The organism is Rhizobium sp. SVR5-9E (genome assembly GCF_056755095.1).
Genome location: NZ_JBNDHS010000071.1, coordinates 1 through 21026, shown reverse-complemented (window position 1 = coordinate 21026; position 21026 = coordinate 1). Strand labels below are relative to the sequence as shown.

At 59.6% G+C, this 21026-nt stretch carries 20 protein-coding genes and 3 pseudogenes; 5 read left to right on the top strand and 18 right to left on the bottom strand.

All coding sequences use genetic code 11. The features are described 5' to 3' along the window. The 4 genes from ACPYOJ_RS25230 to ACPYOJ_RS25215 are packed head-to-tail and all read right to left on the bottom strand — an operon-like array spanning position 1 to position 3330. On the bottom strand, positions 1–795 hold the full coding sequence (locus ACPYOJ_RS25230) for an ABC transporter permease (RefSeq protein ID WP_481418687.1): 795 nt from the start codon (positions 793–795) through the stop codon (positions 1–3). Continuing rightward, positions 795–1745 (bottom strand): ABC transporter substrate-binding protein, encoded by a 951-nt coding sequence (locus ACPYOJ_RS25225; RefSeq protein ID WP_481418686.1) that lies wholly within the window; start codon positions 1743–1745, stop codon positions 795–797. The genes ACPYOJ_RS25230 and ACPYOJ_RS25225 overlap by 1 nt, the downstream gene beginning before the upstream one ends. An 8-nt stretch (positions 1746–1753) precedes the next feature. Then, positions 1754–2626: a polysaccharide deacetylase family protein gene (locus ACPYOJ_RS25220; RefSeq protein WP_481418685.1), complete on the bottom strand. Its 873-nt coding sequence runs from the start codon at positions 2624–2626 to the stop codon at positions 1754–1756. Next, positions 2626–3330, bottom strand: coding sequence for an isochorismatase family protein (locus ACPYOJ_RS25215; RefSeq protein WP_481418684.1), 705 nt, complete (start codon positions 3328–3330; stop codon positions 2626–2628). Before ACPYOJ_RS25215 ends, ACPYOJ_RS25220 begins: the two co-directional genes overlap by 1 nt. A gap of 283 nt (positions 3331–3613) precedes the next feature. Here ACPYOJ_RS25215 and ACPYOJ_RS25210 point away from each other — a divergent pair. Both ACPYOJ_RS25210 and ACPYOJ_RS25205 read left to right on the top strand, forming a co-directional pair. After that, positions 3614–3871 (top strand): annotated as a pseudogene (locus ACPYOJ_RS25210) (hypothetical protein); the annotation flags it as partial. Positions 3872–4084: 213 nt separating this feature from the next. Beyond that, positions 4085–4231 (top strand): DUF1127 domain-containing protein, encoded by a 147-nt coding sequence (locus ACPYOJ_RS25205; protein ID WP_168830179.1) that lies wholly within the window; start codon positions 4085–4087, stop codon positions 4229–4231. Between the two features lie 378 nt (positions 4232–4609). Here the strand turns inward: ACPYOJ_RS25205 and phnE (ACPYOJ_RS25200) are convergent, their stop codons facing one another. The 14 genes from phnE (ACPYOJ_RS25200) to ACPYOJ_RS25135 all read right to left on the bottom strand — a co-directional run bounded on the left by phnE (ACPYOJ_RS25200) (position 4610) and on the right by ACPYOJ_RS25135 (position 19137). Then, on the bottom strand, positions 4610–5464 hold the full coding sequence (gene phnE / locus ACPYOJ_RS25200) for a phosphonate ABC transporter, permease protein PhnE (protein ID WP_481418683.1): 855 nt from the start codon (positions 5462–5464) through the stop codon (positions 4610–4612). A gap of 3 nt (positions 5465–5467) precedes the next feature. Next, on the bottom strand, positions 5468–6388 hold the full coding sequence (gene phnE / locus ACPYOJ_RS25195; RefSeq protein WP_481418682.1) for a phosphonate ABC transporter, permease protein PhnE: 921 nt from the start codon (positions 6386–6388) through the stop codon (positions 5468–5470). 66 nt (positions 6389–6454) lie between these two features. After that, on the bottom strand, positions 6455–7369 hold the full coding sequence (gene phnD, locus ACPYOJ_RS25190) for a phosphonate ABC transporter substrate-binding protein (protein ID WP_168830182.1): 915 nt from the start codon (positions 7367–7369) through the stop codon (positions 6455–6457). Positions 7370–7426: 57 nt separating this feature from the next. Beyond that, positions 7427–8248, bottom strand: a complete 822-nt coding sequence (phnC, locus tag ACPYOJ_RS25185; RefSeq protein ID WP_168830183.1) for a phosphonate ABC transporter ATP-binding protein — start codon at positions 8246–8248, stop codon at positions 7427–7429. A 218-nt stretch (positions 8249–8466) separates the two neighbouring features. Beyond that, entirely contained in the window at positions 8467–9639 is a 1173-nt protein-coding gene (locus ACPYOJ_RS25180; protein WP_481418681.1) for an alpha-D-ribose 1-methylphosphonate 5-triphosphate diphosphatase, read from the bottom strand. Next, positions 9626–10366: a phosphonate C-P lyase system protein PhnL gene (locus tag ACPYOJ_RS25175; protein WP_481418698.1), complete on the bottom strand. Its 741-nt coding sequence runs from the start codon at positions 10364–10366 to the stop codon at positions 9626–9628. The genes ACPYOJ_RS25180 and ACPYOJ_RS25175 overlap by 14 nt, the downstream gene beginning before the upstream one ends. A 21-nt stretch (positions 10367–10387) precedes the next feature. Continuing rightward, the gene (locus tag ACPYOJ_RS25170; protein ID WP_481418680.1) at positions 10388–11206 is read right to left on the bottom strand and encodes an ATP-binding cassette domain-containing protein; all 819 of its coding nucleotides are present in this window, start codon (positions 11204–11206) and stop codon (positions 10388–10390) included. Beyond that, entirely contained in the window at positions 11203–12117 is a 915-nt protein-coding gene (locus ACPYOJ_RS25165) for an alpha-D-ribose 1-methylphosphonate 5-phosphate C-P-lyase PhnJ (RefSeq protein ID WP_481418679.1), read from the bottom strand. The genes ACPYOJ_RS25170 and ACPYOJ_RS25165 overlap by 4 nt, the downstream gene beginning before the upstream one ends. Next, positions 12114–13211: a carbon-phosphorus lyase complex subunit PhnI gene (locus ACPYOJ_RS25160; protein ID WP_481418678.1), complete on the bottom strand. Its 1098-nt coding sequence runs from the start codon at positions 13209–13211 to the stop codon at positions 12114–12116. Before ACPYOJ_RS25160 ends, ACPYOJ_RS25165 begins: the two co-directional genes overlap by 4 nt. Further along, positions 13211–13684, bottom strand: a complete 474-nt coding sequence (phnH, locus tag ACPYOJ_RS25155) for a phosphonate C-P lyase system protein PhnH (protein ID WP_481418677.1) — start codon at positions 13682–13684, stop codon at positions 13211–13213. The genes ACPYOJ_RS25160 and phnH overlap by 1 nt, the downstream gene beginning before the upstream one ends. A 67-nt stretch (positions 13685–13751) precedes the next feature. Further along, positions 13752–14210 carry a phosphonate C-P lyase system protein PhnG gene (locus ACPYOJ_RS25150; protein ID WP_481418676.1) on the bottom strand — a complete coding sequence of 153 codons (459 nt, stop codon included), beginning with the start codon at positions 14208–14210 and terminating at the stop codon, positions 13752–13754. Further along, positions 14203–14991 (bottom strand): phosphonate metabolism transcriptional regulator PhnF, encoded by a 789-nt coding sequence (gene phnF, locus ACPYOJ_RS25145; protein ID WP_481418675.1) that lies wholly within the window; start codon positions 14989–14991, stop codon positions 14203–14205. Before phnF ends, ACPYOJ_RS25150 begins: the two co-directional genes overlap by 8 nt. Before the next feature lie 426 nt (positions 14992–15417). Beyond that, positions 15418–16467, bottom strand: a complete 1050-nt coding sequence (locus tag ACPYOJ_RS25140; protein ID WP_481418674.1) for an alpha/beta hydrolase — start codon at positions 16465–16467, stop codon at positions 15418–15420. 93 nt (positions 16468–16560) lie between these two features. Continuing rightward, the gene (locus tag ACPYOJ_RS25135; protein WP_481418673.1) at positions 16561–19137 is read right to left on the bottom strand and encodes a helix-turn-helix transcriptional regulator; all 2577 of its coding nucleotides are present in this window, start codon (positions 19135–19137) and stop codon (positions 16561–16563) included. A gap of 362 nt (positions 19138–19499) precedes the next feature. On the opposite strand from ACPYOJ_RS25135, the pseudogene ACPYOJ_RS25130 reads away from it, so the two are divergent. The 3 genes and pseudogenes from ACPYOJ_RS25130 to ACPYOJ_RS25120 form a co-directional block, all read left to right on the top strand. Then, positions 19500–19655, top strand: a pseudogene (locus tag ACPYOJ_RS25130) (non-homologous end-joining DNA ligase); the annotation flags it as partial. A 217-nt stretch (positions 19656–19872) separates the two neighbouring features. Then, a pseudogene (locus tag ACPYOJ_RS25125) lies at positions 19873–20356 on the top strand (MFS transporter); the annotation flags it as partial. Between the two features lie 102 nt (positions 20357–20458). Continuing rightward, on the top strand, positions 20459–20734 hold the full coding sequence (locus ACPYOJ_RS25120; protein WP_481418672.1) for a hypothetical protein: 276 nt from the start codon (positions 20459–20461) through the stop codon (positions 20732–20734). The last annotated feature ends 292 nt before the right edge of the window (positions 20735–21026 follow it).

Here is a 21026-nt window from a genome sequence, read left to right as displayed (position 1 = left end):
TTACTTCCGCCAGTGCAACAGCCGGCCTTCCAGCCAACTGAATGCTGAGGTCATACCGACACCCGCAATTGCCAGCAGGACAACGCCAGCGAAGAGCTGCGGCATGTTGAAAGCGTCGGCCGCTTGGGAAATCAATTGGCCGATACCAGCCCGCGAGCCGAATAACTCGGCTACGACCACGCCGATCAGGCCGCGACCGATGCCCAGCTTGAGACCGGCGAAGATGAATGGCAGAGCCGAAGGCAGCGATACCTTCATGAACACCTGCGCCGGGTTTGCCCCGAAACAGCGGACCATTTCGATCAGATTGACGCTCGTGGTGCGCAGGCCGGCTTCGGTGTTGATGATGACCGGGAAGATCACGAGGGTCGCGACCATCACCACTTTCGACCAGATGCCGACACCCATCCACAAGATGAAAAGTGGGGCAAGCGCGATGGTCGGGGTGGCGTAAAGGCCGGAGATCCAAGGCTGCAATGTCTGCTTGGCTGCATGGGAGTGCGCGATGGCGACACCGACCAGAATACCGAGGAGACTTGCTGAGACATAGCCCAGCACGAATTCCTCCGCGCTCACGCCCAGATGTCGCATGAGATCGCCTGTCGCAGCGAGATGAACGATCATCTGGACAACCTGGCTGGGGGCAGCGAGGAACAATTTGCTGGCGACCAGATAGCGGCTGACTAGTTCCCAGATGAGCAATCCGCAGACGATTGAAGCTACACTCCAGGCAGCGCTACTAAGCCGGGCAACCCGAGGCGACGTCGTCGCCCGTTGAAGTCTTTCTTCCGCCATCAGTCTTTTGCCGCCAATGACGGGTCGTAAAAGCGCTTGGGATCGGCTGAGCCGCTTAGATCTCCCAGGTCTTTCAATACCTGAAGCAGACCGGCAAGACTCTTGTCGTCAACCGTACCGTGCGTGTCGTACATCTGGTATTTAATGAAGAAGTCATAGGTCTTGTCGGCATCATCGGGGTCGGCGTTGATGCGCTTGACCAGGATGTCGATTGCCTCTTTTTTATGAGCAGGATCATTGAACCAGGCAACGCTATCGCTATAGCCCTTCAGGAAGTTCTGCAGCGCCGATTGATGCGCCTTAGCCCAGTCGATATTGGCGGAATAAGCAGTGAAGGGGAAATCCTTCACGTAATCGATAGTCGTGCCGAGATCCGTGAAGCCCAGCGACGCGGCCTTGAAATTGAGCGGCGCCGACAGGATTGAAGCCGCGACAGCGCCTGATTGCAGTGAGGCGAACCGGGCCGACGTGGCGCCAGCGTAGATCAGATCGTAATCGCCGGACTGGAGCCCGTTCGACGCCATCATGCGCTCGAGATAGATCCGTGTCACGTCCTTGGCACCGCCGACCATCAGGGTCTTGCCCTTGAGGTTGGCATAGGACTTGACATCCTTCTGCGCATAGAGGCCGTACGGGGGATATTTGGCCTCGATGCGGACAACGGTGATGGGGGCGCCCTGATCGATGGCACGTAGCGGGTCGATGAGACCGCCTGTCCCCATGTCCACGGAACCCGCGGCTGTTTGTTGCTGCACGGCAGCGCTGGATGGCGCGGCAACCAGGTCGATTTCGACGCCGTCCTTGATGAAGATACCCTTATCGATGCCGATCAGCAGCGGCCAGTTCATCGCTGAACTCGAGCTGACCGTGGCGATGGTGATCTTGTCGGCAGCATGCGCCGCAAGTGGTAGGCACAAAAGAGCGGCGACCGCGGCAAAATTCGTTTTCATGATATTCCTCATGCTAGAAATGCTTCGGTATAGGCGCGCGCGATCTCGCGGCCGGTGGCCAGCCATACGCCCTGATGTCTGCAGATGTAGGCCAGCGCTTCATCCAGGGCGCGGATGCGATGCGGCATGCCGATTATGTAGGGATGCAACGCTATCGCCATGACGCGGCTGCTTTCGGCACCTTCCTCGTAAAGCACGTCGAATTGCCGGCAGATCATGTCGCGGAATTGATCGGGAGTTACGTGCCGCGCTTCGAAGGCCGGCTTGTCGTTGAGCTCCAGGCTGTAGGGCACGGAGAGGATCTTGCTGCCACCCTCCAGGTTCATGCGATACGGCTGGTCGTCGTTGACCCAGTCGGCGACGTATTCCACACCTTCGGCGGCCAGATGGTCCAGCGTGTGCCAGGTTTCCTGGAGACCGGAACCCAGCCAGCCGACCGGACGCTGACCGGTCTGCGCTTCGATCGTGCTCAGCGTGTTGCGGATGACCTCGCGTTCCTCGTCAGCGGGAATGGCGTTGAGGCGACGGGTGTTGCTCTCATTGTGCCCCATGAATTCCCAGCCGAGCCTGACGGCTTCGTCCAGGATTCGCGGATGATGCAGGCACAGGTCGCTGTTGAGTGCTACGGTGCCGCGCAAGCCATATTTGTCGAGCACCTTCATCATGCGGAAGACGCCGATGCGGTTTCCGTAGTCGCGCACCGCCCAAGCTGGCACGTCCGGGATCTTGCCGCCGGATGCGGTCGGCATCTGCTCATCGAGTGAGAAGAACTCGATATTCGGAATGACCCACAGTGCCAGGCGCGCGTTGCCGGGCAAAGTCCATTTCGGTCGATCGATGATCGGCGAATAGGGGAAGGGACCGTATTGACCAGGTGTCATCAGACGGCCTCCGCGCGTTTCAGGCCGTCCAGCTGCTTCACGATCTCATCGACATGCATGACATCGGCATACTTGTGGTGGAGGTCGAACAGGTTGATCTTGTGCGACATGTCGCTGCGATCGAAACAGCATTCCTCAGCCATGACCATCTTGAATCCGTAGGAATAGCCATCGACTGTCGTGGCGCGAACGCAGCCCGAGGTGCTTTCTCCGCAGACGATCACCGTCTGGACGCCGAGCTGCGTCAGATGTGCGATGAGCGGCGTACCGAAGAAGCCGCTCGCCCGCTGCTTGGTGATGACGACATCGCTTGGCTGCGGCGCGAATTCCGGCCGGATGTTGAAGACGGAGGGATCGCTCTTGGCGCTACGCCGATTGGTGGCGCGGATGGCGGCGGGTTTGCTGTCCGGCCTCGTGTCGCTGGTCGTATAGAGAATTGGTAACCCTGCGGCGCGGGCTGCGGCGAAGAGGCGCCGGGTCGGCTCGATGGCGTTCCAGGCATTGATGCCGCAGGAACTGGGGAATTCCTTTGAGACCTCGGCGACCGGTTTCGGGCCGCCCTGATAGGCCAGTTCATAAAGATCGATCGCCAGCAGGGCAGGGCGTGGCCCCACGGAGATTGGCCGCACGTAATGACTGTAAAGTTCCAGCACATCCGCCGGCACGAGATCGCGCCAGCAATGATCCTCGAAATCGTTGCTCAATTATCTCCTCCCATTGACGGGCATCATTTTTTGCTGGCCGTTATATTTTCAGCATAGCGCAAATGGCGCTGTCACCCTCTCCCTGGGCCAGCCGAATTTGCAATCTCCCAACTGCAAGTGCGGTGTTCACGACGTTGGCATCCGCAATTAGGCATTACAAAGATTGATTTTTCTGTCCTCCCATATATAAATCTATGTAGCGGGATATCAGGCAAAATAGCTTGAAGATATAAGTATAGTACTATGGCTGACGGCGCGTGATCCTAAATATATTTGGATGGCGTTGTCACATAAACGAGCCGTCAGCAAGAGACGGTGGGATGAAGAGTGCTGCCATCGCTACAAGCGTCACCGTTTCCCGCGGCAGATCATTGCCCATGCGCTGGCTCTATTTCCGGGTCCCTTTGAGCCTGCGGATGGTCAGGAAACGCCGTTGTAACGCGGCATTGTGGTGTCTTACGAAACGATCCGGCGATGGGGCGGCTTACGCCAAGCAGTTGCGCAGAATATTCGGCATTTGGATGAGATCGTGATTTCTATCACCGACCAGATACCTGACCGCATTCGATCGGTTCAGGGCTTGAGCGGCTGCGATTTGAGCACTGCGCAGCAGAGTGCCGCGTCTGGCGCATAACTGGCCTGATGCATTGTTCATGTCATGAGGCGGGCAAAGCACCTATATACGTGACATCGAACGACGCCGGAGCCAATCACGGTCGCTGACGTCAAACGGACCTCAGGAAAGGGGATCATCATGAACGTCGCACGCTCCTTGAACAACTGGCGCAAGTATCGTCAGACTGTAGCCGAACTGGGTCGCATGACCAATCGCGAGTTGAGCGATCTGGGTATTGACCGCAGCGAAATTCGCAACGTTGCTCGCGCTGCCACTTCTCTTTGAGAGTGGTGTAAAGCATTTCGAGGCGCCCGCTCTTTAGCGGGCGTTTTGCGTTTCAGTGGTAGAAGAAGCCCGCGCATCTGTCGCCGTCGCGAGATGCATGTTTTGTGCATAGCTGCACTGCAGCATAATCTCTTTCCAATGATCAGTGTCAGCGTATGCTGGCCTACATCGAAGCCATGCACCTCCTCCCGCAGCGCCTCGTGTTTCAGACGCCCACTCCCCTCCCAAGGACGTCTGCCGGAACAGCGACGCTCCTCCTCCCAGTCGCTGTTCGGTTCTTTTCGAAAGCCTGCCGCACCTCCTCCCGCGGCAGGCTTTCTCGTTTCCGGAGGTCGCTTTCTATGGTCCGAGATCGAGTTGCGCCGCGCTCTTTCGCCGCTAGCGCGCGCTGTCATTCTTGCCGATGATCTTACCGCGCAGCCAGGCGGAGGAAAGATCGATAGCATAAACGACGGCAACGATCAGGAAGATGATCGTCCAGGCTTCCGGCCAGCGATAGGCAGCGATGCGATCCGCCAGCAGAAAGCCAATGCCGCCGGCGCCGACAATGCCGAGGACGGTGCCGGAGCGGGTGTTGGACTCGAAGTTATAGAGCATGATCGACAGGATCACCGGCATGGCCTGTGGCATGATGGCAAGCCGGATGGTCTGCAGCGGCCCGCCGCCCGAGGCCAGGACGCCATCGACGGGTTTGCGGGAGGTATTTTCGATCGCTTCCGAAAAGAGCTTGGCAAAGGTACCGATTTCGGAAACGGCAATGGCGAAGACGCCCGGAAGCGGGCCGAGGCCGAAGGCGCGGATGAAGATGAGCGCGAGTACGATCTGTTCGACAGCGCGTAGCGCATCGAACCCCCGTCGGGTCGATAGCCGCACCCAGCCGAGCGGCATGATGTTCTTGGCGCCAAGGAAGGCGAGCGGAAAGGCGACGATCGCGCCAAGCAGTGTTCCGAGGAAAGCCATCGAAATCGTCTGTCCCAGGCCGACGAGTACATCGCTCCATTCCTGCCAGGTTGTCCAGATATACGGCGGGAACATGAAGGAGAAGATCATGCCGAGCCGTGATAGGCCGTTCAGGATGCGCGCCGGTGAAAAGTCGAAGAGATAGAGGCCGGCAATGAGCGGCAGGATAAGCGCTACGGCGCAGGCATAGCGCATCAGCCGCACGCGCGGCTCCACCGAGAAGGCGCCTGGAACGCGCTGCCGCAGCTCGGAAAAGGAAGAGGTATCTATCATGTCTCAGATACTCCGGCTTTCGATGCCGATGATGCGGTGGCGCAGCTTCTCGCTCAGGAAATCGATGATCACCACCGTGACGAGGATGATGACGAACAGCGCCGAGAGATCGGTATATTCCTGAAGGGACATGGCGGTGCGGATCTCCTGACCGAGACCGCCGGCTCCGACATAGCCGATGATCGAGGAGGAGCGCACGTTGATCTCGAAGCGCAGCAGCGTGTAGCTGATGATGTTCGGGATGACCTGCGGCACGACGCCATAACGCATCTGCTGAAACCAGGTGCCGCCCGAAGCCTTGACGCCTTCCAGCGGCCGCATGTCGATATTCTCATTCACCTCGGAATAGAGCTTGCCGAGCGAACCCGTCGCATGGGTGGCGATCGCCAGCACACCGGCAAGTGGTCCGACGCCGAAGCAGAAGACATATATAAGCGCCCAGACGATATCGGGGACCGTGCGGATGACCTCCAGATAGCGGCGGGAGGCGATCAGCAGAAAGCTGTTAGGGCTGAGGTTGCGGGCGGCCGGGAAGCTGAGGACGAAGGCGCCGACGACGCCGAAGAACGTCGCGACATAAGCGATCAGGATCGTTTCGCCGAGCAGTTCGAGCCAGACCGGCCAGCGCCAAAACCACTCGGCAAGGTCGGATCCGAGCGTTTCAATACGCAAGTGCGGCAGCGTCTTGTAGAGATATTCGCCGAGGCGGGGCAGGGAGGCCCATAATTTCCAGGTGGTGATGCGCTCACCTGAGGGCAGATTGACCTCGGTCATGTCGAAGAAGCCGCCCGTCCAGGCCGTCAGCAGAACAGCGGCAGCAACGAGCGTGAGCGAAACAAGTTGCACGGTTTTGGCGCGGCTGCGGACAAGGCGGTATTCGGCTTCGAATCGGCGGATGGTGATGGAGGGTGTCGCGGTCGTCATATCGGATCCTGGTCGTGGGAGCGCCGGATGGAACGGCGCTCCCGTGCATGACGTGGATGAGGGATGTCAGCCGTTGCGGCGCTGCTTCTTCAGCCAGTCGCGCATGTCGACGATCCACTGGTACCGCTGGTGGTCGACGTCGACATAACCCTTGGAGGTGGAGTTGTCGCCACCGCTCATTTCCTTGAAAGCGTCAGGCGCCTTTTCCGGCGTTGCCTTTACCGCCGCCTTGACCTCAGCAATCATGTCGGCGGGCAGGTTGGTGCGGGTGGTGAACGGGCCATTGGTGATTTCCGGCGACTGCCAGATACGGCAGATCTCGCCCTTCGGGATCATGCCCTTGGATTCCATGCGCTGCGGGATGCCGCTAACCTCGTTGTTGACATAGGTCGCAGCGGCGTCGAACTGCTTGTTGGCGACGGCCATGACTCCGGTTTCGTGGGCGCCGGAGAAGGGAATGGCCGAGAAGAAGGTTTTCGGATCGTAGCCTTGTTTGACGAGGTTGTAGAAGGGCACGGCATAGCCGGACGTCGAATCCGGATCGGCAAACGCCAGCACCTTTCCCTTCAGGTCGTCGACCGACTTGTAGCCGGAATCGCAACGAACGGTGATGACCGAATAGTAGCCGGTCGAGCCGTCCTGTTCCTGGTTTGCGAGCAGCGGTTCGACGCCGCCATTCGTCTCGGTATAGGCGGCGGCATAGGCCGAGGAGCCTAGGAAGGCGAATTCGATCTGGTCGGAGGCGAGCGCTTGGATGACGCCGTCATAATTGCCGGCGGTGAAGATCTCGACCTTCACGCCGAGTTCCTTTTCCAGATATTGCTGGAAGCCGACGCGGCGTGCGATGCGGTCCTTTTCGTTTTCGCCTGAGAGAACGCCGAGACGGATCGTCTTGTACTGGTCTTTCCAACCGTCGGCATGGGCCTGGCTGGAAAGGGCAAGTGCAGCCGTTACGGCCGCAAGCATGAGGACGTTTTTCATTCCAACTCTCCTGTTGCAAAAGGAAAGCCAGCGGCCTAACGGAGCCGCGGGCGAAACTCATACCGCCTGGTAGACCTTCTCTTTTACGGTTCGACCTGCGTTGAATGAGGTGGATGTCACGGCCTCGTCGATTTCTGCGTCGAAATCGTCCGTACCGTAGATTTCGCGGACCCGTTCCTGAGTCAGATCCGCCGGTGCGCCGTCAAAGCGCACCCGCCCGGCCCGCATGGCTATGATGCGTTCGCAATAGTTGCGAGCAGTATCGAGCGTATGAAGATTGACGAGAACGGTAATGCCGTCCTCGCGGTTGACCTTGCGCAGCGCCTCCATGACGCGCGTCGCATTGGCCGGGTCGAGCGACGCGATCGGCTCGTCGGCAAGCATGATCTTCGGGCTCTGGACCAGCGCCTTGGCGATAGCGACGCGCTGTTGCTGTCCGCCTGATAACGTGCCCGCCCGCTGCAGCGCCTGTGGCACGAGGTCGAGCCGGTCGAGCGCACGGATCGCCATTTCCTTTTCCTCATCCGTGAAGCGGCGCAGCATGGAAGAGACGAACCCGTGTTGGGCGACGCGGCCGATCAGCACGTTGGTCAGGACGTCCATGCGCTCGATCAGATTGAACTGCTGGAACACCATGGCGCAGGAGGCACGCCAGAGGCGCAACTCTCGGCCGCGCAACTTGGTGATGTCCTTGCCGTCGAACATGACAGTGCCGGATGTCGGATCGATCAGGCGGTTGATCAGCCGGAGTAACGTCGATTTGCCCGCCCCGCTGCGACCGATGATGCCAACCATCTGCCCGGCATCGATCGACAGATTTACGTCGTCGACTGCGTGTGTTTGACCGAATTTCTTCTTGAGGGAGTGAAGTTCAAGCACCGGAAGACCTCTGCTTGTCAGAAACGTCAAAGACGCAACTGAATTATACTTAAATGCCAGCCTATGAAATGGAATATAGCATTCCCGTATGACAGTTTTATTAAGTAATTTCTCAATATTTGTCGGTAGTTACACTGTTTTCATCAAGTAATACATCCGAACTTTCCGGATGTATTTTGTCAGGAGGGAGTTTACACGGCCCTTCGGCATCAGGCCGCTTACGCAGCCTGTTGGAATCGCGAAACAATTCCGTCCGAATAGACCTGTTTGCCCCGGCAGAAGGTTGCCCGTACCCGCGGAAGGCGGCCGTGTTCGGCGATGACGAGATCGGCACGCAGTCCGATCTCGATCACCCCGCGGTCTGTAAGCCCGAGCGCCCTGGCGGGGTTGGCGCTGACCAGTGCAACAGAAGCCGGCAATCCGCCCGATCCGGCATCCGCAAGCGCGATGGCCGCCGGAAGCATGGCGGAGGGATGGTAGTCGCTCGCCAGGATGTCGAGAACGCCGCGTTCATAGGCTTCGCGGGCAGAAAGATTGCCCGAATAGGATAGTCCGCGAAGTGCGTTCGGCGCGCCCATCGCGGTCGCAAGTCCGAGCTTGCGGGCCTCCTGAGCGGCGGCCATCGTTACCGGAAACTCGCTGATGCGCGTCCCCAGCCCCTCGACGATTGCGACCTTCTCGATGCTGTCATCGTCGTGGGAGGCGATGATGACGCCATGGTCGCGCGCCGTCGCAGCGATGCCCTGCAGATTGTCGACCGCGTCATTGTTCTGGGCGCGGTTTTCCATGCGTTCGCGCACGCGCTGGGCAGCCTGCTCAAGGGTGATCTTGTTGTTGCGCGCGATCGTCTCGATATGCCGTTCGACATCGCGATACTGGCCCTGACCTGGGGTATGGTCCATCAGCGATATGAGATCGAGGGCGCCGGCTCGCAGCAGATCTTCGATCACGACGCGGGCGTGGGTGAAGGTGATTTCGAAGCGCGCATGAACTCTATGGTCGATCAGAAGATCGTTTTTTCGGAGCTCAACGAGGGTCTGGATGATCGAGCGTGAATGTTCTTCCGAGCGAATATGGCCGTAGCTGCTGTTGGCATGGAAGGACAGGGCCGCATAGGCGGTGGTGATGCCGTTGCCGGCGAGCTTCTTGTCGAGCTCGAAAATGCCGAGCTCCAGCGGAAAGCGCACATTCGGCCGCGGCTCGATCTCGCGCTCGATCATGTCGCCATGCATGTCGATAAAACCCGGAAGCAGAAGCCTGCCATCGCCGGCAATATCGGCCGAAGCCACTGGCTCCTCTCTGATGTCAGCGATCATGCCATCTTCGATCCTAATTGCGCCGCGCGGTATGGTCCTATCGCGCAGCACGATTTCGAAATCACTCAACCACATTCTCTGCTCCATCGTGGATCTGTTTGGTTTGAAGGCTGATTTCGCGGTCGATGAGATCCGCGACATCGTTGGGGTGATGAAAGACGCCGATCATCGCGACACCCGCGGCTTTCAGCTCGGCGAGACGTGCAACAAGTGCGCGGCGCGCATTCTTATCGAGCGAAGCGGTCGGCTCGTCGAGGAACAGGAGCCGCTGTGGCAGGATGAGCGCACGCGCCAGATTGACCTTCTGCTGCTCGCCGCCGGAAAAGGTGGAGGGGTAGGCGGCCCAGAGTCCAGGCTTGACGCCGAAGGCGGAGAGCCAGCGGCGGGCCTCTTCGATCGCTTCGCTATAAGGTCGGCCGGCAAGGCGCAGCGGTTCGGCGACCAATTCTTCGGCCGCTACGCGCGGTCGCGCCTGCAGGAACTGCGTTACGAAGCCGATCTCCCGGCGCCGCAGGAGAGCGATATCGACATCGGCTGCTACCGTCAGGTCGATGACGCCTTCGCGCGTGTGGTAATAGGCATGGCCTGATCGCGGCAGATAGGAACGGTAAAGTGTGCGCAGCAGGGTTGATTTGCCGGCGCCGTTTTCTCCCGTCAGCAGGATGAATTCGCCCTCGCGCAGCTCGAAATCGACCTTGTCGAAGGCGTGCAGCGTGCGTTTGAGATGATGCATCTCGAAATGCTTGGCCAGCCCCTGGACAGAGAGGATCGTTTGCGCGGGAGCGGCAGGATGTGTGTGCATGTTCACCGGGTCAGCCTCCTGTCAAAGCTTCGCATGCACGAGCTGTTGCGTGTATTCATGCTGCGGATCCTGGAAGATCTGGTCGGCGAGGCCCTCTTCGACGGCTTCGCCGTTGCGCATCACCATGACACGGTCCGCCATGGTGCGGATAACACCGAGATCATGCGAAACGATGACGATAGTGATCCGGCGCTCGCGCTGCAGCCGCTTCAGCGTATCGAGCACCAGCGCCTGGACGCTCACATCGAGCCCCGTCGTGGGCTCGTCGAGCAGAAGTAGGGCCGGTTCGAGCGCGATCGCCTTGGCAAGCTGCACGCGCTGCTGCATGCCGCCGGACAATTCTGCCGGGCGGGCATCCATGCGCGCTACCGGAAATTCCGAGGCATCGAGCGCGCCTTTCGCGCGGGCGCGAAGCACAGCAAAATTCCGCTCGCCGGCAATCAGCAGCCGCTCGGCGACATTGCCGCTACTCGTATGGTTCATTCGGAGACCAAGATGCGGGTTCTGGTAAACGATGCCGATATGGCGCGCCCGCAGCATCCGCCGCTCGAAACGGTCGAGCGTGAAGAGATTGAGGTCTTCACGGCCGGGAAGCGCCAGCCTGTATTCGCCGTCATCGGGCCTGTCTTCGAGGTTCATCATTCTAAGCAGCGTCGATTTGCCGGAGCCGGATTCGCCGACGATGCCCAGCACTTCGCCGGGATAGACGGTGACGTCGACGCCGCGCAGCGCCTGCACGTCACCGAAGTTCTTGCGGATGCCGTTCATCGTCAGGATGGGCGAGGACAGCATCAGCCGCGGCGGCTGGCGCCCGGAGGCGGAAAGATTTGCGGCGGTCATTGCTCGATCCTGCCTTGCTTGTAATAGGTTTCGCCAATGGCGACGGTCTCACCTTGCCCCTTGCGGATGTGCTTGACGCCGTACTGGCTGTCGGAGACTTCAAAACTCGAGGAGCCGTCGTCCTGCGGCAGTTCGTTCATGAAGTAGCCTGTTACGCCGCTGCGATGACAAATCTTGTCGGCATGATCTTCGACCCGATAGGGCACGTCGTCGAAAACGAGCGGTTCGACGCGCGTATAGGGCGGCACGGCATGGATACGCTTTTCGCGGCCCGCAGAGAGGATGGTGAGGTTCGCCGCCTGGTTCATCTTCGGCACGTCCCAGCGCGGGATCGGCGAAGGGGTCATCACATGGCGTCCGTTGACCATGCTCGGATAGCTGGAACCCTGCATGATGCGGCCGGAGCGCACGAGCTGTTCGTAGAGTGTCAGCCAGAGCTGACCATAATCAGCATCACCATGCATGATGCGCGCTTCGGACATATCCGGCTGGACCGGACGCAGCGGCTCGGGATTGGGAACCTGCAGCACGAGGATCTGGTCTTCGCGCAGTTTCTCCTCCGGAATGCGATGGCGCGACTGGATGATATCGGCCTCCAGCGTATCCAGGGTCTCTCTGGCCGAGCTGACGCGGCGCAGGAACTTGCGGATGCTGCTGGCATTGACGGAATCGTCGGCGCCCTGGTCGATGACCTTGACGACGGAGGTGGGTTTCAAGAGCGTCAGCGTCACCTGCAGGCCGCCGGTTCCCCAGCCTCGGGCGATCGGCACTTCGCGGCTGGCATAGGGCACCTGATAGCCGGGAATGGCAATGGCTTTCAGGATGCGGCGGCGCATCTCCCGCTTGGCGGATTCATCCAGGAAGCTATAGCTGAAGGCCGCCCAAGGTTTGGTCAATTGATCGAGTTTCACGGCATTGCCTTTTCGAGTTCGGCCTGCTTTGCCGCGCCATCTTGGGGCGCGCTGGGTTCATTGGCAGCCTTGTCGGCCTTGACGCGCCGCAGCGCATCGAGGCTCGACTGGAAGGTCACATAGTGCGGCAGCTTGAAGTGGATGCAGAAGCCCGAGCTTTCGACCGGCTCCGTATGGTAGAGGATGAACTCCTCGTTCGAGGCCGGATGCGGATTGGGCTGGTTGGAGGCGAGATCGAGCGAGGCGGCGGCGATGACCTTCACCTCGTTCCAGCCAAAGGTGGCAGAAAAGCCGAGCTCCAGGCCCTTGCTCTTGGAGATGACCTCGCTCTGGCTGACGCGGGCGCGTCCGGCGCTGAAGAGCGTACCGCGCGAATGGCGGATGCGCACTTCGGCTTCCCCGAGCCGCAGCTCGTTGACGGTCGGGTGGACGCTGCCATAACCACGCATGGTGGAGTAGCCGAGCGCCAGCGTGCCGCCGGTATCTGCACGCGCAAGGCTCTGCAACTTGTGGGCGCGGCTTGCCGGGAACAACAGCGGCTCGCGGGTGACGTCGGGAATCTCGTCGACCGGCACATCCTCGGCCGGCGTCTCGGCGATCAGGCCCTGCGCCTTCTGCCAGTCCGTTAGCGACGGCTGTGTGGCGGGTGCCGGCTGTTCTGCCGCTTCCACCGGCTCGGGGACGAAAGCCGTGCCGTTCAGCACGTCGACATTCAGCAGACGATGCGAATAGTCGAGCGTCGGCCCGAGGATCTGGCCGCCCGGAATATCCTTGAAAGCAGCCGAAATACGTCTGACGGTAAAGAGATCCTGCTGGCGAACCGGCTCGGCAATCGTCAGGCGCGGCTGGGTCGTGCGGTAGGCGCGCAGCAGCAGCACTGCCTCGTAGAGATCGCCGCCGGACTGAGCGAGCGCCAGCGCCGCTAGCTCGGGCGCGTAGAGCGAAGCCTCGCCCATGACACGGTCGACGAGGTAGGGCAGGCTCTCGCCGATCGCCTCGACGCGGGCCTTGTCGATCTGTCCAAGCTCTTCGCGGTAGAGACGCTCGGACTGTTCAATAGCGTGTTCGCCGCCGCGCGTTGCAACATAGGCCATCAGAGCACCTCTATCTTCGTGGAGCGGGGAATACCGATCAGGCTTTCGCCATCGGCGAGGTAGATGTCCCAGCCTAGGGGATAACGGATGGCCTCCGCGCGCAGCGTCCAGAAATCCGGATGCACACCGCCGATGGAGATATCGACGGAACCGTTGACGCCGGGGCCGGTAAGGCGAAGCCTCGTTCCAGAGCCAATCTGTGCCTGTGCGAAAATCGTCGCCGAGGCATCAGGATAGAGCAAGTTGCCGGAAAGCATCGCCGAAAGCGCGGACACTTCCGCGTCGTCACCGATCGATGCGAAGACATATTCAGCCTGCGGCAGGGCAACGGCGTTGGCGCCGATCCTGGCGATGTCGGATTTCAGCCCCTCATCGGAGCAGAAGAAGCTGCATTCGCGGTCGAGCAGGCTCTCCGCCAGCGCGAGCAGGCCTGGAAAGGGGGCTGGACACGGCCGGGGCGGGCTAGCGCCCACATCAGCGCATCGAAAGTGACGTTGGAACGCATGTCCTCATCAGTCGGAAGGAGCAAGGTCTGACTCATCAGAAGGTCTCCATCCGTACGCGCGTCGCCTCGACCTTGCGCAGCCTTATGTCGTCGTCCTGCGCCTGACGGCGTTCCTCATCTGCCAGAAAGGTCACGATACCGGCCTTGCCGATATCGCCTGCGAAGCTCGCATCGATGACGGCCATCGCCATCGCATGTTCGAGATCACGCCCGATGACGGCGCCATAGCCTTCCACGCCCTGGCACGGCAGGCGGATATGGGCTTCGGCCATCAGTACCTCGCCGAGATGGAAGGCCGTGTTCTGTACAGTGTCGATATAGGGTAGCATCGCAAGGCCGGTGCGGTTCACGAGAACCTCCACCGGTCCCAGCTCATCGAGTAAATCCTCCGCAACAGCCTTGATTCCTTTGGCATCGGCCCTGGCAAGTATGTCGAGCATGCTTGCATGGCTGAAGCTGGCAGGGCGCGCGCCGGCTTCCATGGTTTCATTCATCGTCCTGTCCTTTCGCCGGGGGCGCGACGTGATCCTCCGGCTCGTTGTCAATGCTGAATTGCACGCGTTCTCCGGCCCAGACCGTCTCGGAATAGGCGATCGGCCGGCCTTCCATGTCGACGTCGGTCTTCTGGACGACGAGCACCGGCTGCTGGGACGATTGTGCGAGAAGCTCCGCTTCATCGCCGATCGCCCGGCGGGTGAGGATCATGGTGCTCTGCCGGACATAGTCAGGAATGCCGAAGGCAGCGTAGATGCTGGTGACCGACTCACCCGCGCGGCGGCGCAGATGCATATTCGGGAACCGCTCCACCGGATGGTAGGAATGGCTGAGGCTGATCGGTACGTCGTCGGCAAAGCCGCGCCGGGCGATCATGTAGACCTTGGCGCCTTCGAGAAGCTTCAGCGCCGCAGCGACGCCGGGTGGCGCTGCGATCTCGGATTCTGAGACCGGCTGGCCGGAGGGGACGCGCCCCTGTTCCAGCAGGTTTTTGCGAAAGCGCGTTCGCCGGGCGATATTGTAGGTGATGACGGACTGCTCTTCCACGAAGGTGCCGCGGCCTTGTTCAACCCGCACCTTGCCGGCAGAAGCCAATTCGGCGATCGCCCGCCGTACGCTGTGCCGGCCGACCTTGAACTGATCCATGATCTCGGTTTCCGTCGGCAGACGGCTTCCGGGCGCAAGAGCACCCGAGACGATATCCCTGTTGATTTGTTTTTCAACGATCTGCCACTGTCCGGACCGCGATCTCGCTTCGATCGAACGTTGTTCATAAATCATTCGGATGAATCCTAAATTCATTCGGATGACTTAACATAGCGGCTGCCGGTGACGCTTTTGTGTAAGCGGCGGAAGATTTGCGACATCGACGGCTATCCCGGCATGACAGGATGAGCCTCGAGTGAAGGGAATTGAATTGACGCTGTCCGAAATAAGTATCCCGGAAACGGACGTTCCGGGATGGCGTGGGAGTTGTGAACGATATCAGCGGTTCTCGCTCGCAGTGATGAAAGCCGGACGATCGCTGCCGGCCAGGGCCGGCAAGCGCATTAGGTCTCCTGAGCGTCGTGCTTGTAAGGAGACGAACGGCGTCGACCTCAATCACGAGCCTGCGGCGCAAGCGGCCTTTCTGCCAGTTTCGATGGCGGCACGGTCTCAGGTATCTTAGGGTAACGCCGCGTGGAGAACGCCGCGTTACCCTAGAAGTTAATGTGTCGCTGGCTCCAGATAATGACGTAGATTGTCATTGATCTGGTCGATTGCGGCCTCAGTGGAAGGAACGTTGCGGATTGCGTTCAAGAGAACGAAGTCATGAATCGTGCCATTGTAGCGAACTGCGGCGACCGTTACGCCGGCTTCCTTCAATTTCCTTGCATAAGCCTCGCCCTCATCACGCAGCGGATCATTCTCGGCCGTGATGACAAGCGCGGGAGGCAGGCCCTTGAGTTGATCGATGCTGGCGCGTAGTGGAGACACATAAGGATTATTGCGGGTTTTGGCATCGGGAGCATAAAGGCCCCAGCCATACTCCATGAACGCGCGAGCCAGGAAACGGTCGTCTCCATACTCATGATATGAGCCGGTATCGACACTTGCATCCGTGGCCGGAATGAGAAGTGCCTGAAAGCTGATCTTCGGGCCGCCGCGGTCCTTGGCCATGAGCGTCAGCGCTGCGGTCATGTTGCCACCCACCGAATTGCCAGCCACCGCGATTCGGCTGCCGTCCGCGCCGAATTCCTCAGCGTGCGCGGCGACCCATTTCAGTACGGCATAGGATTGATCTAGCTGTGTCGGAAAGCGCGCTTCAGGCAAGGAGGAATACTCGACGAATACGCCAACTTGGCCGGAGCCGACCACCAAATCCCGCAGAAGACGTTGATGGTTTTGGAAATTACCGACGATCCAGACGCCGCCGTGAATAAAGAGCAGCACGCCAGGCTTACCGGTGAAGTGCTCGGGTTTCATGATGTAAATCTTTACGGTTTGACCATCCTGGGTGATCGTTTCCTCGGTCGTGTTCACCCCCGACATGTCGACGGGTGTTGAATTCTGAAGGCCGGTCAAGATCTCCTGGGGCTTTGGCTGCGGCAGTTTCCAGAATGGACTCGAATCCTTATTGATCTTGGCGAGGAACGCCCGAACCTGAGGATCGATGCGGGTGTCGGTGGCGGCGTCCGGAGCCGCATGAACAGGTTGAACCATAAGGCTTACTCCGAGGCTGAGGGTTGCTAGTGAGGGCAAGAGTTTCACGGTCATTCTCCCCGAGAAGGTTGCATGCAGCCACACTGGTAACCCGCAAAGGGAAGCGAGCGCTTCTGTCAAATGACCAGTCCGATGATAGTTCGGCGGTCAGCTCGCCGAGTTGCTAATGTTAGGAAGGATGTTGCGCAGCCCGGAGCGCGACGTGACGCCGGTTTTCGAAAAGATCCGGTGAAGGTGGTAACCGACCGTCCTGTGAGACAGGTAGAGCCTGGTGCCGATCTCTTTATTCGAAAGACCCTCGGCAGCGAGTTGTGCGATGTGAAGCTCCTGTGGAGTCAGCATCTCCCACGAGTATTCGGTTCGACGGCGGCTGGCCTCGCCCGAAGCGCGCAGTTCCTCTCTGGCGCGCTCGCTCCAAGGCGAGGCGCTCAGCGCATCGAATATATCTCTGGCCTCACGCAACGGAGCCCTCGAATCCGCGGATCTGCGCTGGCGGCGCAGCCACCCGCCATAAGCCAGGAGAAGACGTCCTCTCAAAAACGGCCACTTCTTTGCGACCGGCCCAAGACCTTGCAAGAACCATTGCTCGGCATCTGCGGGCGGCGCGAGCAACGCTTTACCATAGTACAGCATCGTCTCGACCCACGGCACCGGCGAGGGAGCCGCGACGCGCTGCATCTCTTCGATTACTTCATGGGCCGCTTTGGCGTTTCCCGAGAAGCAGGCTGCCTCCACGAAATCGGCGAGCCCAAAAAATTGAAGGCCGGAATTGAAAGCCGGATCTGCGGGAGTAAAGAGACGCCGCAGATGCTCATAAGCCTCCCAATGCCTACCTGCGCCGATTGCCGATATGCCCCGAGCGATTTGCAGCATTGCCAGCAAGAAACTGGCGCCAACGGACAGAGCCAGGCTTTCTGCTTGGGCCGCATAGGCCTGTGATTGCTCCAGATCTCCCATCATTCCGGCAAGCTTTGCTTTGACAATGGTGGCCGCAGCGATCCACAGAGTCCCCCCAGTCTCTCCGGCAAACCGAACGGATTCTTCGGCCTCGCGCATTGCCCCCGGCCAATCGCCCACTTCCATTTCGGCCCACGCTTGAGCAAAAAGCACGCGCGCGAGGTCGCCGAGCCGCCCCTGATCACGCAATGCCGCAGCCGCGTCGGCAAGAAAACCTACTCCGAGATCGAAGGCGCCAATGACGTTGGCCGTGCTTCCGAGCATTCTTGCTACTGTCGGGTTACCGTCAATTGTTCCGGTGAGCTGCTGGAGTTTACTGAATACGTAGCCTCCCAGTTGAAGCGGCTCTGCGTACGCGGATATTGCAATTAAGCGTGGATCCGCCTCTGGCAAGACGAGGTTGTTTGCCGCGACCAGGATGCTTTCGCGAATGTCTCTATTTGCATTGCTCCACCAGCAGCGTTGAGCTGCGCGCCAGAGCAGGTCACTCGCAAGATCTTTGGCGCCGGCAGCATCCGCCCGTGCTGCTAGGCCAACAAGAGTGGGGATTTTCGTCGGATCATTGACCATAGGAGGCTGGCCGATCTCACGACACCAACCGATCCTCGCAATTGCGAGATGATCGGCTTCGCCCACCTCGGCCTGCCGTATCAGACGCTCTAGTAATTCCGGCTGAGCGAGGTCAGCGGCAAGTTCGGCAGCACGCAAGAGCCGGTCGCTTTTGGCCTTTGTCGTGCTGCTCAGCCGTGCCGCTTTTTCGAGAACCTCGATTGCCATGGCTACCGCCCCTCGTCGTACTGCTCGGGAGGCCATTAAATCGTATTCGCCTGCGAGTTCGTCATCTGGTCCAATGGTCGCCGCCGCACGATGCCATAGATGTCGATCCAGTTGGTCACGAACTGTCACCGCAAGGGCAGCATGGATCCTTTGCCGCGTCGCTAGATCGGCCGCCTGGTGCATCGCTGAACGTACGAGCGGGTGTCTAAACCGCACCTCCGTTTCGTCAACCTCGACCAGCTTTGCCGCTATCGCCGGTTCCAAGTCATTGATCTGCACGCGCTTGCCCAACACCGCTCTTGCGGCGGAGAGAATTTCGTGGAGCGATGTCTCGTCGTTTTCTGCTGCCACAAACAGCAGGGTTCTGGCCTTAGCCGGAAGGTCGCCCAAACGGGCTGAAAAGGCACGCTCCAAGCGCTGCGTCAGTGGAAGCCATCTCGTCTCTCGAGCGTCTGCCGCTCCCTCGTGGCGAGGTAGCTCCAAAAGGGCCAGGGGATTGCCGGAAGCCTCTTTGAGGAAGCGGCTGCGTAGTTCGCCAGGGAGGCCGGGCGCATGGACGTCAAGCAGACGCTCGGCATCGGCATCGTCCAGTCCCGAAAGCCGGAGCCGCAGGGTGGAGGCGTCGTCGAATGAACGGTTGAAGCCATCGCGCATGGCCACCAAAAGAACGATTGGATCCGAACTCAGTCTACGTGAGATAAAGGCCAGCACCTCATAAGTTGCCTCGTCTAACCATTGGGCATCGTCGGCAATGAGTAGGATGGGCCTGCGCGTCGCGCTTTCGGTAAGAAGAGATAGTGTCGCAAGCGCCACCAGAAACATATCAGGTGCGCCCATATCATCGTGTACACCGAAAGCAGCCAGTAGGGCGGATCGCTGGCGAGGTGCCAAATCTGTTATCTGCTTCATTAGCGGGCGCAGTGCTTGCTCAAGTGCCGCGAACGGCAAATGAACTTCGGCGAGGACGCCAGTCATGCTCAAAACCGCCATATCGCGTTTGAGGGCTCGCTGCTTCGCTACTTCAAGGATTGCGGATTTCCCAATTCGGGTTCACCGCTAATAACGAGTGCTGATCCACTCTGATCGATCCCCTCTAACAGATGATCGATCAGGGCAATATCCTGCTCGCGGCCCTGTAAAAATTGAGACTCTGAGCGAGCAGAACGCCTGCGTGGTTTCCGCAGTGGCAAATAAGTGTCTTTCGCCCCCTTGGACATCCAATTAACCGGTGGTGACGCTACACCATTTCGAATGGTGACCGCGTTGAACGCATACCAGCAGTCTGCCACCCACACATTGACCCGTAAAGCCGGTTTTACCCGAAGCGTGAGTCGTCGAGATATGGAGTCCTAGATCCAATGCCACAACGCATCGAGCCCTGCCTCGCGCTGCTCAAGCCGAAAGTGCCCAGATGCCCGACTTGGATCTACGAGATCAAGCTCGGCGGATACCGCCTGGCCGTGCAGATCGAACCTAAGGGCGTTCGGATCCTGACCCGCGGCGGCCATAGGCGTGGATGTAACGCTCCTCCCAGCGCTTCGCTTCCTGCTCTGCGACATCAATGCGCAAAGCTCCTCCCCAGGCTGCACGAGCGGGAAGATATCCGTTGTTCGTTTTCGGCCGCTTCCTCGTCCGTAGCCGTCGCCAGCTTCCTCCCGGCTATTTGTTGACCGGCGGCGCGCGTTGCTCGTCGACGTTGGTTTCGGGAAGCTCGTGGTCCTGGGTATGCAAAACATTCGGGCGGAAGTGTCCGACGCGAACTGGGGTGCGGTCTTCGCAATGTCGCTCTGCGCATTCGCATTGATCGCCTCGGAATTCATGCCGGTGAGGCTTCTCACCCCGATCACCAACGAACTGACACTCACCGAAGGGCAGACGGGGCAGGCTATCTCGATATCCGTCTTCTTCGCGGTCGTTACCAGCCTGTTCATATCCTCAGCCTCGGAGGCATCGACCGCAAGTTCGTCCTCCTTGCCATGACCGGGCGGATGATCGTCTCCGGGTCTCGTCGTGACCGTAGCTCCAAACTACGCCGTTCTGATGATCGGGCGGGCGTGTTTGGCGTCGTGATCGGGGTTTTTGTCGATGTCGACGGCAACCGCCATGCGGTTCGTACCGGAAGCTTCGGTTCCGAACGGGGGCAACGCGCTGGCGGCGACGATCGCCGCTTCCTCGGGGCTTCCTCGGCAGTCTCGTCGGCCGGCGCGGCTTTGAAGGGTAATAGACGCCATTCTCTCGATCATTCGGGCGCACTTGAAATATATCGTAATACGATATATTTCAATCAGGACACAAAAAGTGGACGTTCCAAATGGCAATCGATCTCGAAACACTCAGGGCAGAACTTAATGAATTTGAGAGCCGGCTCGAGACTTTCGGACGTCGTCAAAGACGTCGTTCTATTCGCGCTTCCGGCCTGCCGGATAAACAATCCGAGCGTTATACGCGCCTTCGCCAGCGGCTTGATCTGCAGCATGTCGACGCTAAACTTCTATGGTTGGAATGGGAATACGACATTTGGCTGCTAGTGGACGGTTTTCGTCGTTGGCTAGGAAGAGTGGATCGGGACTTCCAACAGAAGAGCTAAAACCCGCTCCGATCCACGGCCCTCATCGTGGGCAAACACTGCGAACGATAGAAGGGTTTCCCGGCTTCTTTCAGTCGTTACTTCTGAATTTGCATGGTATCTCGTGATTGTTGATGAGATTCTCAACCGCTAGCCGTCCGTGCCGCCGAGGCGTGGCCATCCAGGTGCGGCCGGAGCCTGGCTAAAAAAACCTGGAACGGGTAGCGATCTGCCACGCTATCCCTGCAAGCGGCGCAAAAGCACGCCCAGCCGCTCTTCTGACGGGCAATCCTCAAGGTCCAGCCGAATTGGG